This window comes from Acetobacter tropicalis (assembly GCF_001580915.1).
GTDB lineage: Bacteria > Pseudomonadota > Alphaproteobacteria > Acetobacterales > Acetobacteraceae > Acetobacter > Acetobacter tropicalis.
Genome location: NZ_LHZQ01000154.1, coordinates 1 through 12,422 on the forward strand (window position 1 = coordinate 1; position 12,422 = coordinate 12,422).

Genomic DNA, 12,422 nt, shown 5'->3' on the forward strand with positions numbered 1-12,422 from the left:
AGCCGCCATACCCTGCGCCCATGTTCATGACGCCTATCGACCAAAGCCGGTCGTTCAGATCAGCTACCGCGAATATCCGGTTCTCACAAAAGCTGACGATAGCCAAGCCGGACCGACTGCCGTCAACCAGCGTGGCAGCGCACTGGTTTGAGGCAGCGTATAATAAGCCAGCGTGTTGCTGCCGGCGAGGCCGAACTCTGCGAGTGGCATCGGCTAGGCGCGGCCGATCTCCGGCGCGTCGCGGCGCAGATGGGGCCGCACGATCGGCGTCGAGAAGAGTTAATATATAAGTTTACGAAACGTCGTTTTAAGTTGACATCTCATACCAAATAGGCCACGCATAAGTCATGGAAGTTGACAAATCTCTCATATCCGCACTCATTGAAGCAGCTCTTTCAGCTGATTACACCGGCGTTCGTCGGCTCGGTGTTCAGATTGCCAAAGGCCTTTCGGAGCAAAACGACATAGAGGGAGCTAAAGCTCTGCAAAGTTTGCTGCGTAGGCGCGGCGTGCCGCTACAGGCGTCCGGTTATGCTGAGGCGTTGCCACGCGATGCGGGCTCGCGGTTGCCACTGATCGAAGAAGGCCAGTGGCCGACCACCCCCGTTATGATGGGCGGACAAGCAGGCCATACGGTTTCCCAGTTTATTGAAGATGCACAGCATATTGACCTGCTGACGCAAAAGGGTGTGTCTGCGCGTCTCGGCCTTTTAATTTACGGTCCGCCCGGCACGGGCAAGACCTTGTTGGCCGGGCACATCGCCGCGTCGCTCAAACGGCCGTTCTACATCGCGCGGCTTGATTCGCTGATCTCGTCGCGACTGGGTGAAACCGCCAAGAATATCCGCGAGATTTTCGACTTTGTGCCAGCGCGTAACGCCGTGCTTTTCCTTGATGAAATGGATGCGGTGGCGAAAATCCGTGACGACCGCCATGAGCTTGGCGAGCTAAAGCGTGTCGTTAATACCGTGCTGCAGGGTCTGGATTCGCTAACTGATGATGTGGTGACGATAGGCGCCACCAACCATCCACATCTGCTCGACCCGGCAATTTGGCGCAGGTTCCCGTATAAGGTCGAATTGGGTCTGCCCGATCAGGATGTCCGCACGAGTCTGTGGCAGCATTTCCTCTACCAGGATCGAGATACGCATCGCGATCACGCGCTGTTATTATCACGGGTGTCGGAAGGCCTGAACGGTGCGGACATCGAAAACATCGCCTTAGCAGCGCGTCGTCGTGCCATTCTAGGCAATCGCGAACCTAGCCTGAGCCAGATCCTTATGGCCGTGCGTGGTTCGCGTGCCGGCAGCCCGCAGCTGTTGGATAATCGAGAGCTGGACACTGCCGATAAAAAAGCCCTTACCCAGATGCTCGATGAGATTGGAGATGTCAGCCAAGCCGAGATCGGGGAAATTGTCGGGGTGAGCCGGCAGATGGTGCATCGCTACCTGAAGGAGGCGGAACATGGCTGATCCGCAGAACAATCCGCTTCTCAATCCGGTCCTGCGCTTCATGCGCGCTCCCAAGCCCGCGCGCGTCAGCGGTGGCGGCAAAACGGCCAGCAACATCATGGTCGAACGCCTCCCCCGGCAGCGCAAGGTGCTCGCCGAACAATTCACCGAGATGGCCAATTCTGCTGGAAAACGCCCCAGCTTTGGCGGGCGGGTGGTGGTGTATGCCGCGATGTTCGATGATTCGCTCGCCACCAGTTGGACGCCCTCAGACCTCTTCCATCCAACGCATGGTGTCCGACTGATCGCACCGTATCGGACCGGCTATCTTCTCGAAATGCCAGCAAAGTCGCTGGCGGGCTATGCTGCGCTCGTACGTAATTCCACGCAGATCAAAGAGCAGGTGGATATTTCGCGCGTTGAAGCTGTACGGTTTTTCAATAGCAATGATGCGGCGGCTGCGCCGTCGCTCGACAAGCTATGGGAAGCGGCTCCGGAAATCGAAGGTGGCCGGGCGTTTGTTGTTTGGCTTATGCCAATGAAGGAAGAGGTCGCCTCCGAGGAGGTCATGCGCGATTTCGCGGCGCTGCGTGACGGCACGATCGCGCCCGCACCAGCCTTGCTCGAAAATCTCGATCTCAATGCTGCCGATCTCCCCGCGCCATTGCGTCGTTCGTTGCGCAGCGTCGCTACGACCGGTGACCGGATCAATATCGCACTTCGCGAATATCGGCAGACCCAGCGCGCTCGCACGACGGTCATCCTTCCCTCGGCCGTAGCGTTGAATGCATTGGTGGGTTCGGGCACGGTGTTCCGCATTGAGCCGGTCCAGCCCATCGGTTCGACATCACCCGGCAAAGGGCGTGAGCCGGATCGGCCTCTGCCGCAAAATATAAAGCACCTCCCCATCGTGGGTGTAGTCGATGGCGGGCTCACGGCCACATCCTACCGACCGGCCGAAGCATGGCGTGCACCGCCCTTCTTCCCCGACCGCGACGCGGATACTGTTCATGGGAACCGCGTGACGTCGCTCGTCGTGCAGGGCCATGACTGGAACAACAATCTCACGTTGCCGCCACTCTATTGTCAGATCGGCACCGTCCAGGCCGTCCCGAAGCGTGGCGCGCGGGTGTTCTTCGATCCGCAGGCATTCATCGTCTATCTCGACGCGATCATGGCGGCCAATCCCGAAACGCGGGTATGGAACTTCTCACTGAACCAGCCTGTCGATTGCGAGTGCGATCACGTTAGCCCGCTTGGTCACGACATTGCCGTAATTGCTCGCAAACACCGCGTTCTACCGGTTATTTCCATAGGAAATAAGCCCGGCAATTGCCTTCAGCCGCCAGCGGACTGCGAAGCCGGTATCACCGTGAGCGGCCGCCTTCACGACGCCAATGGTGCACCTTCCGACGCCTGCCCGGTCAGTCTTGCTGGACCGGGGCCTTGCTCCATGCTCAAACCCGACCTGTCGCATTATTCGCATGTGCGGGCGCTCGGCGGCGCCGTCATCAAAGGCGCGAGCTTCGCGACGGCCCTTACCAGCCCGCTGGCGGCGCACACTATGCACCGTCTGCGCGACGCATCTCCCGATCTGGTTAAGGCGCTGCTGCTGCATCACGCAGACGGCGGGATTTACGATCCATCCATCGGTTTCGGTACACCCCGCGTCGAAGCCATGCCGTGGGAATGCCGCCCGGGTTTCGTCACCCTGCAATGGACGGCCGCTTTGCGGCCTGGCGCTGCGTTTCACTGGGAGCTACCGATCCCCGCGTCGCTACGCAAGTCGGGCAAGCTTAAAGGCAGCGGCGCGTTGACGGCGATCGTTAATCCACACCCGATGGTCTCGGAGTTTGCCGGGCCTAATTATTTTGGCGTGCGCCTGGAAACTGCGCTGCAGTTCCAGCGCGGCGTTACGGACAAGGGCGAGGTGAAATTCAACAATCTTCTCGGGGCGCTGGATACCGGGAAGGTAACTGAACAGGCCGCACGGGCCATCGACCATAAATGGAGCCCAATCCGCCAACACCGCCGCGATTTTCGCGGCGTTGGGTTCGAGGGCGACACGCTCCGGGTCTATGCGCGAATCTTCCCGCGCGATCTCTATCATTACAATTTCAGCACGGCCGACGAAATTCCACCGCTCGAAACAGTATTTGTCCTGTCCGTCGGCACAGGCGACGAGAACGACGATGTGTTTAATGAGCTTCGGGATCAGCTTGGCGCATTCGTCGAAACCTCCCTCGTCGACTCTGATCTCGGTATCGACAATGAAGAACTTTGACGATGAGGTAAGGATACCGACTAACGCGACAGATCAGCAACCACGTGTTAAAATAAACAATGCTTACCTTCCCGAATGAATGGCGGTTCGAGGCTCCCGGTGATCCTCTCCCCTCGATAGTCATCAATCAATTCGACGACCTTATCTCGAGGGTCGCGTCTCAGGGCGACCGCTGGAACGTAATTGAATTCTTCAAGGCGCGTTTTGCCGGCGCAGCAGGGCTTCCCAGCCATACGAGCTCTTCCTTGAGCTGGGCTGAGGGTGATCTCGCGAACCTCATGCAGGGGGCGGCCGAGAACGCACCTCTCTTTATCGATGCATTCTGCAAGGCATGTGTCGAGCTGAGGGAGCAAGAGCCCAACTGGGGTTTCCCAACAATTGGACAGCTAAACCGCATTTTATCGGAGGCAGAGACCGGTTACGCGATCCAGCCGCCTAATCTTGTCTTTACCGGCATGCAGGTACCGATCATCAAGCCGGAGCGGCAGCCGTCCCTCGATGAGCAAGCGCAACAACTCATCCAGCGATCGCTTGATCAATCGGAACAACTTCTTAGGGAGGGACGCGGCCGACAAGCGGTCTCGGAAATTCTTTGGCTCTTGGAAACCGTATCAACCGCTTTCCGCGGGCTAGATGCGGGATCAGGAACCATTGAGGAGAAATATTTTAACAGGATCACAGGTGAACTCCGACGCCAGCATCGGGGACAGGTTCTTGAGCAGGTTGTGGGGTGGATGACCACGCTGTACGGCTTCCTTTCCTCGCCTACCGGCGGCCGCGTCCGTCACGGAGCCGACATCACGAACACGGCCGAAATGCCGCGCGGAGATGCCGAGCTCTACTGCAACCTGATCCGCAGCTACCTCGGCTATCTGATGGCGGAGCATGACCGCATCAGCCGGGCACAGTTCCCGTAACGTGGCGACCTTCTCTCAAAGTCAGATGGAGGCCATCGCTGCCGCGCTCGGCGATACTGCTGACGGGTTAACCGGCAGCGAGATCAGCCATCTTCTTAGTGTCGCGAAGATGGCTGATCCGTCTCCGGAACTGACGAAGCGCCATCGCCTTCATAATGCCTTCGCGACCAGCCAGAACGAGCGGGGGGACCGTGTCGGAGTGATCGCGTTCATCCGGAAGGCTATGAGGCCCGAGCGATATCTTCAAAACCCTCAGCGTTATGAGCCGCTTCGCATGAAGGTGAACACCGCCCTCGCCTTTGCCGGTCTCAAGGTGAACGCGGAAGGCATTCTCGGCGCAACCGACACGGCAACCACCATCCCCGACGCAGAGCGGCGGGCACGCGAGATGCGCGAGGATCTCGTCCGACGAGGTGTGCACCCTGACGTGCTGTCCTTCTGCCGTTCTGAGCTACTTGTCGCCGACTACTTCCACGCGGTCCTTGAGGCCACGAAGAGCGTGGGCGACAAAATCCGCTCGCGTACCGGCTTGATGGACGACGGCTCCGCATTGGTTGACCGCGCGCTTAGCGGCGACCTTCCGATGCTGGCGATCAACTCTCTTCAGAACGAAAACGAGAAGAGTGAGCAGCGTGGCTTCGCAAACCTGGTGCGGGGGCTGTTCGGCATGTTCCGGAACCCGGCAGCGCACGCGCCGCGCGTTTACTGGGCTATGGAGCGCGAGGACGCCGAGGACCTTCTTTCTATGGTCTCGCTGGTCCATCGACGCTTGGACAAGGCCACCATGCCGCGCAGAGCCTAGTCATCAGGTCGACAGACCACTTCCGGCCTAAACGCGCCCGAGAAAGGTCGTCCTGCCTATGTCTGCTTTATGGAAAGCTATTCATAAGCACGCATGCCCGACATGAGGGCGAAAGCAGTCTGTCTGGATCTGTCTGCGTGGTTGCCGGAGCTTCTGTCCAGGTTACAGACTTATCCTCATGAAGTGAACTCTTTCGGGTCAAATTTCGCGGCAAGCGGCGGATTGTCATTATCTTCTGGTTTTCGACAGACGCCCTGTTTTCGGGATGCGTAACGAAACGGCCGTTCCCGTGCCTGATGCACGCGCGCGCAGAGGCAGGCGCAACCCACCTGCCGCCGGATGACCATCAAGGGGCCATCCGCGACAGGAGAATGGATGCGGCCCCATCGCGCACCTAATCCGCCGTAAAAACATGCCCGGACGTCATACACCGCCAGCCGGGCGTTCCCGCGAACGGCTCCTCATCAGGCGGGGGCGGAACACGGACTCCCGAAAGGGCCACCAGCTGGTTGGCTGGCGCCTTGTGAAGGAGAAGGTCTAGCAGCGTTTCCGCGCAGGCCTGTCGTGCCGAGGGACCTGCGCGGGTCATCAGATGGATATTTTCCGGAACAAGTTCGAGAGCAGCCAGCTGCAACCCAAAATCGGAGATCCACGGGCAGAAATGCCGGATTCCTGTGTACAGGCATAAATCGTAGGGCGGATGGTCATGCGGCCCTCCGAGGAGCTGCCGTAAAAAATGCATGTGGTATCCGCCGAAAATCAGCGGTGCCGCACGTCCTGACGGCATCAGTCCACGGAACAGGCTGTCGTTGACTGTCAGGTGCGGTTGTCCCGCGTCGTCCAGTGTTTCTTCAAGACACCCGCGCCGCTGGCTCCAGTCCGAGATCCACGTCATTGACGATCCCGCCTCGAAAAAACCCTCCCGATGAGAGAGGATGATTGGAGCGCCGTGAAACGGCACCCCCAGGTTTTGAGGAATCAGATCGATCAGGCAAAGACGACCTGCGGGCCAGCGCGGCAGGTGAACCGGACGCGCCGTCACGACACCCGCTTCCGCAGGCCGGCGACGATTTGCAGAAAACGCTGTCTCAGCCGGTCTGGTTCAAGCATCTGGTCCAGATACCAGACCTCGGGCTGAATCCGGGCTGCTTCGTAGACCAGAAGACGGCGATCGAACTGAGCCAGCAACTTCTCTTCCCAGGCGTTTCTCACGACACGGTCAGAGCCACACGCTCCAACAATTTCGACGTGCTGGACATGCGACCGAAGCCGGATCGCGATGTCTGAATGAAACCGCCTCTGGCTGTCGGAACTGATGGCAGCCTCAAGATCAATCGCGACGTCATCGGGAACGACTGGCACAATCGCTTCATACACGATCCTCTCGACCGTGGAGTTCAGACGTGTGCCATCCGAGGCGATGTTACCGTATGGCGGAAGGTCGGGCCATTTCGCCTGAGCGACTTTCAGGAGGTTGGCCCAGACCCATGAGGGACGATCACCGAGATGCACGAGGTGCTGGCCCTGGGGTAACAGATATCGGAACAGACTGGATGGCGGCTGCACACGCAACTTCATCGCCAGAGTGCGGTACAAATGAAGATCGGCGTCGGTCGGTTCAAGGAACGAAGAGCGCGCGATGAAGGGCCGGCCCGTCGGGGATGACGGGCATGTGGTAAGAAGCATGACTTTGTCTTTCGGAAAGAATGGAATTGCTGCGACCTGATTCAGGCCGCAGTAAGCTGCAGGATCAGGGAACGAACCCGAGCAGTTCATCAAGCGAGTGCTCAGCCAGCAATTTTTCGATGATGCGTGCGAGGACGTGGATCCGTGCAATGGCTGAGCCGGGGTGGGCTCCGCCCGTTGCGGTGAAGCCATAGTGGTGTCCGAGTGCATCGATGGCGTCCGGCACCCCGCTCAATTCGGGAAACAGCATGCGGACTACGGAAACGAAATGGATGTAGCGTACCGGGTCCGTTGTGTTCGGGATGATCCAGTGCGCCGCACGCTCGTCGGCAAGGACAACAACATCAGGCGAACGGCCTTGCATACTGAGAGCCCCGTCTTCTTCGTCGACAACTGATGGGCCGGGTCGTTCGAGAATTTCCGCCCGGAGCAGGTCGCTGGCAGGCAGAAGTATCCCGGGGCCGGTGGCGTCCTGCATTTTTACAGAAACGGGCTGGTCTTGCGGGAACCACAGTGCGAAATGCTCAGACTGAAGCGGCTGTTCCGTCTCCATGGCAAAACGGAGATCGTAGAGGCACACGGCCCAGACCGTTTCGCGGGTCCTCGCGCCCGACGCCGGTTCAGGCCGCAGAGACTCAACTCCGGGCACGAGGCTGACAATTCTGATCGTCAGACCGGAACTGTTTTGAAGCTCATGTCTCATGCCATGCACTCCTCTGCAGCGGAGTGCTGGACAGCGGAAGGTGACGGCCCTGAGGAAGCAAGGCTCTGCGCGAATGCGCGCTCTAGGTTCGCGGCGACCAGCGTGACGATGACCAGGATGCCTTCAAGGCGAGGGTCATGCAGACCGGAGCATGGAGACCTGATGATCTCTCGCAGAGAAGGAAGGACAACCCCGTTCAGCACGGCAGTTGCATCGTATAGCTTGTCGACCGGGTCGCAGCCCGGTTCGACGGATTTGTAAGAATTCATGATCAGAGATCTCGAAAAGAGTGAGACCCCCAGAGGGAGAGAGGAAACCTCTTTTGTTCGAAGCACGAACGCTCGGCCGCAGGCCGCTCTGGGGTGAGGACGCCAATGTCCTCAACCCGCGAAGCCGAAAGAAAACCAGATCAGATAAAGAACAGTGTGGATGGAACAGTTATAACAAAAAAGACTTTATGAAAAAAGCATCCATCAGGATGCACACACGTAATATTACATACCTAATCCTCTGTCCTTCCGTTTTTTACGCAAAATCGCATTGCGTCTGGCCTTTTTCTTCTTTTCAATCTGCTCCTGTTTTTCTCTCTCTGCCTGAGACTGAAAAACATCTGAAATATTCGTTTCGTTTTCCTTTTTTTCGATAACCGAAGTCTGATCCGGGAGTGGCGGCGTCTTCTGCTCCTGTGAAACGCAGTCGCGCGAATCAGTACCTCCTATATCGATGTCGTCATCCACTTTTTCATCAGGTAGAAAATTCTTCTGTTGCCTGTTTTCCTGCCTTGCAGCCTGGGCCGCACGATAGGCGCGACGCTCCTCGTCGTCTCGTTTTCTCAATTTTTCGCGGGCAGCTAACGTCATTTCAAGCATAAGGCGATTTTTCTGCGCTTTTGCGCGAAGTCTTTCCTGCAGAAGCCGATGTGCAAGTCCCGTTTCGTCTCCAATCCCGGACAGGTATTCATCAGTCATCCTGTCCATGCTCTTCTGCATACCGGGCGTGACGGGGGTGACGTGATCGTAACGGTCCCCGTTACCGAACGGGTCGAGGTCTGTCGGTCGTTCCCGTCTTCGTTTTCTGTTCTCTTCGATACTGTTTTCCGGAAAGACCGTGGTATTGGGCTTGGGCTTCGATTTTTCATCATCGTCCTGAAAAGGGATGCTCTCAGCTGCATCTCTCCATCTTGCCGAAAAGAACCTATCCTGTCGTTTCTCTTTACGATCTCCCTCCTTCATTCTGACGACATGAAGTTCCAGTTCGTGCTGTGCGGCGGCATGCAGCAGATTCAGATCGTCGATGCTGATATCGGGGTCCAGACTCATCATGGGCTTTCTTGAACCTGATGGGCGGCAGGTATCGGTCACCTTGATAATCAGAGTCAGGGTTCGCAACGTGGCCTCGTTCCGCACGCGGCGGCTGAGCCTGTCTCTCTCAATCCTGCGTCGGTCGGCCAGCACGAGGCGGCTTTTCTCGCTCGACAGCACATCATGTTCCGAAAGACATACCGACACCGGCAGCCGTTTGTTACCTCTGCGGGTTCGGGAATATCCTTTCGCAGCCAATTTAATTTCGTGTTCAGAATCCTGGATTCTGGCCCACGCCATGTCCCGACGCTCTGCAACGGCCATAATCTCCTGGGCGATCATTCGTCGCGTCCATTCGGCATCCATCACGACAAACTTCGCACCTCTGGCCTTATCGGCGACGACCCTGCGAACATTTCGCATGGGAGCAACATCGAGCCCCATGGCCTCGTAGGATCGCGGATCGTAACGGACGGAGGATTGCTCCTCCTTCATCACCCGATTGACGATTTCTGCGAATCTTATGCGACGTTTTTTGACATTGTTGATGTCATAGACCCAGTCTGGCTTTGTTTGCTTATAAGGTCTGCGGACCCTGCGATGACCGCATTTTGAAATATAGTTGTCAACGATAGAGAAATCCCATTCTAGATTGCCGCTGGCGGGATTGATGATCTTTCTGGCCGGTCGTGGACCGTAGACGACATGCGCATGGTAGTTCCGTGTGTCATTGCCGCTGGTCGGTTTATGAATTGCGACCCAGTAAGGAACGCCCGCTTCTTCAAATTCGTACGCAAATTCACGCATGATCAGGAAACGACTTTCGTCACTGGCCTCATGAGGAAGTTCAAGGGTCATCCGGTTCTGAAGCCGACCATTTTTCGGGGCGGCTTCTGCCGTAAGACGCCAGAACTCTGCCCTCTCCTCGGGCGTGGCTCCGATCGTACCGAATGAATTTGTCATGCCGGTTGTGGCGTTGGCTGTAATGGTAGCTGTTTTCGCTGCGTCTTCGATATAGGCCTGCATTAACGTCGGCGAAGCACTTTCGCCGCGGGAATGATCGGACTTCTTCTTGGTCTCTGCCACGCCCCGGCCATTCCCCACTTTTTGTCCCAGGCTGGTCACGGACGCCGAAATGGCATTGGAATCTTCATTCCGGAGGTCAATGCGACGCCCTTCCTGCAAAGCGGCGCCCCGTTCGATGTAACGCTGATGCCTGTCGAGGGTGTTTTCTTTATCCGTGGTTCTGTCGGCTCCCTTCCCGGACTGTTTTGTTTTTATTGATTTTCTATTGGCGCCCCTCTCCCGATCTCCAGAAGATCGCCCATTTTTTCCCTGGGTTGCCTTTTTCGCTCGGGAAGATGCCGCGTGGGATTTGCTCACGAAGCTGCAGGCGAAATGAAATGGCGTACCGCCCGTGTCAGGAGCTCTCACACGGATGGATGGAAGATTTTTGATCTGTCTGCCCTGGGTCTCCATAGCCTTTCTTAACACCATCGCGAGCAGCCCGGATCGACTGTTGTGCCGGGCATTTCCTGAGAGAAGGTTGCTGGTGAGATTCGGAGTGTCACGCTGTTCCCGCTCCTGGGCGCGCGATATGATCCTCTGAATCGCTACCTCCCGGGACAGTGTGAAGACTTCCACGGGTGTCTCAAACTGAGTTCCTGTTTTTCTCGTGATACGATTTCGCTGTTCCATGGCGCCCGGTCCTGATGATCAGCTTTTCTGTCAGATTAGGTCCGTGATCGTATGAAGCAAACATAATCGACTGCCAGCGTCGCGCCGTGAGCGGATTTTCCAACGTCCCATTTTCCGGCCCAATTATCTCGCAATGTCGAAAGTCGTTACCCTCTGGACGATCTGCACTGCCGCCGCCTGAGAGGCAGCGGCGCGGCACCCCGGGTGACGCGTGCATCAGAAGTGACGCATCCGAGAGGATGCTGACGCCACCGGCAGGGCACGGCAGGAGAAGATATTGTATAATATTGTTTTCATGCGGTTTTTGCTGCCTCGCGGCAAAAACCTGTTATCGTGCCTTTTTGATAGTTTCCCAGTCATAGGGTGAAGCTTTTGAACGTGTCTTAGCGGTCTGACTTCTGATCCTCGTTCATCCAGACCTCCCTTATGACTGGGAATGTCGGTTTTCTGCGGTTTTTAAGGCCCGTGTGAGGCATCTCCGGGCCCTCTTGTGGTCTCTGTCAGGCGGTTGGGCCAGACGGCTTCTGGGCCTGAAATATGGCGGTTTTCTGCGGGGTGGTTTTCCCGGAATCGGGTCTGATGGGTTTTCCGTAGAAACCTGTCGCACGTTCAGGAATATAGCGGTTTCTGGTGCTTTTCAGAATGTAGGGAGGTTTTCTGTCTGTTTATGATGGGCTTCGGATTCCCGACGTGATGTTGAACGTGACTGAGCGTTTTCGGGATTTCACATGATGATTCGGGATTCGACCGTAGATTCAACGCGTGCGAAGTTTCTGGCCCTACGTTCTGGAACACAGCAGGTTTTCGGCGTGATGTTGAACGTGACTGAGCGTTTTTTGGATTTTACATGATGATTCGAGATCGGGCCGTAGATTCGACGCGTCCGAAGTTTTGGGGGGTAGCGTTCAGGAGCACGTCAGGTTTTCGGCGTGATGTTGTACGTCCCTGAGAGGTTTCTGGATTTCACATGACGATTCGCGATTGAGCCGTAGATTCGACGCGTGCGAATTTTCAGGGCTCGCGTTCAGGAACACAGCAGGTTTCTGACGTGATGTTGTACATCCCTGAGAGGTTTCGGGATTTTACATGATGATTCGCGATTGAGCCGTAGGTTCTTAGCGTCGTGTGGTTTTTACGATGATGGCGAACGTCGGCAGAAATCGAACGTGGTGTCGAACGTGCCTGAGCGGTTTTGAGATTTCAGATGATGATTCGCGGTTGGGACGTAGTTTCAGAGCGTGGGAGGTTTTTTGCGTGTGTCTGAATGGTGAGTGGTTTCTGGTTGTTTTTGATCTTTGTCCGGCGAGCCTGGTGGCGACACGGTGCTGTCGATGGAAGACACGATCGGTCTTCCGAAAACCGTTCTCGTCGACACCGGTTACGCCAGCGGGCAGGCAGTCCGGGAATTACGGGGAGAGGTGGACCCGGTTTTTCAGACAGGGGGTTAAGCTCTCATGACCGTCATATGGGGAATGTAGCTGCGGGGATCCTACACCAGACTGGCGTCTGATGTGACCAAAAACTGATAATGGACCTGACGGGGGGACTATCCTGAATTTTGTGCGGTGTGGTTATAACCT

Annotated in this window: 8 protein-coding genes; 4 read left to right on the forward strand and 4 right to left on the reverse strand. The window is 56.8% G+C overall.

Translation table 11 applies throughout. From position 1 onward, the window contains the following. Positions 1 to 347: 347 nt before the first annotated feature. From AD944_RS02425 to AD944_RS02440, 4 genes are read left to right on the forward strand one after another with little or no spacing between them, the layout of a single operon-like run. A complete protein-coding gene (locus tag AD944_RS02425; protein ID WP_045543332.1) occupies positions 348 to 1,472 on the forward strand; it encodes an AAA family ATPase in 1,125 nt (374 codons plus the stop codon). Continuing rightward, on the forward strand, positions 1,465 to 3,735 hold the full coding sequence (locus AD944_RS02430; RefSeq protein ID WP_045543331.1) for a S8 family peptidase: 2,271 nt from the start codon (positions 1,465 to 1,467) through the stop codon (positions 3,733 to 3,735). The genes AD944_RS02425 and AD944_RS02430 overlap by 8 nt, the downstream gene beginning before the upstream one ends. Before the next feature lie 59 nt (positions 3,736 to 3,794). After that, the gene (locus tag AD944_RS02435; protein ID WP_045543330.1) at positions 3,795 to 4,652 is read left to right on the forward strand and encodes a hypothetical protein; all 858 of its coding nucleotides are present in this window, start codon (positions 3,795 to 3,797) and stop codon (positions 4,650 to 4,652) included. Next, on the forward strand, positions 4,621 to 5,454 hold the full coding sequence (locus AD944_RS02440) for a TIGR02391 family protein (RefSeq protein ID WP_045543329.1): 834 nt from the start codon (positions 4,621 to 4,623) through the stop codon (positions 5,452 to 5,454). The genes AD944_RS02435 and AD944_RS02440 overlap by 32 nt, the downstream gene beginning before the upstream one ends. A gap of 394 nt (positions 5,455 to 5,848) precedes the next feature. Here AD944_RS02440 and AD944_RS02445 read toward each other — a convergent pair whose 3' ends face one another. The 4 genes from AD944_RS02445 to AD944_RS02465 all read right to left on the reverse strand — a co-directional run bounded on the left by AD944_RS02445 (position 5,849) and on the right by AD944_RS02465 (position 10,842). Further along, positions 5,849 to 6,496, reverse strand: coding sequence for a hypothetical protein (locus AD944_RS02445; RefSeq protein WP_045543328.1), 648 nt, complete (start codon positions 6,494 to 6,496; stop codon positions 5,849 to 5,851). Beyond that, positions 6,493 to 7,140, reverse strand: coding sequence for a hypothetical protein (locus AD944_RS02450; RefSeq protein WP_045543327.1), 648 nt, complete (start codon positions 7,138 to 7,140; stop codon positions 6,493 to 6,495). Before AD944_RS02450 ends, AD944_RS02445 begins: the two co-directional genes overlap by 4 nt. 64 nt (positions 7,141 to 7,204) lie before the next feature. Next, on the reverse strand, positions 7,205 to 7,843 hold the full coding sequence (locus tag AD944_RS02455) for a hypothetical protein (protein WP_045543326.1): 639 nt from the start codon (positions 7,841 to 7,843) through the stop codon (positions 7,205 to 7,207). A 494-nt stretch (positions 7,844 to 8,337) separates the two neighbouring features. Then, positions 8,338 to 10,842, reverse strand: coding sequence for a MobA/MobL family protein (locus AD944_RS02465; RefSeq protein ID WP_045543324.1), 2,505 nt, complete (start codon positions 10,840 to 10,842; stop codon positions 8,338 to 8,340). Positions 10,843 to 12,422: the final 1,580 nt, after the last annotated feature.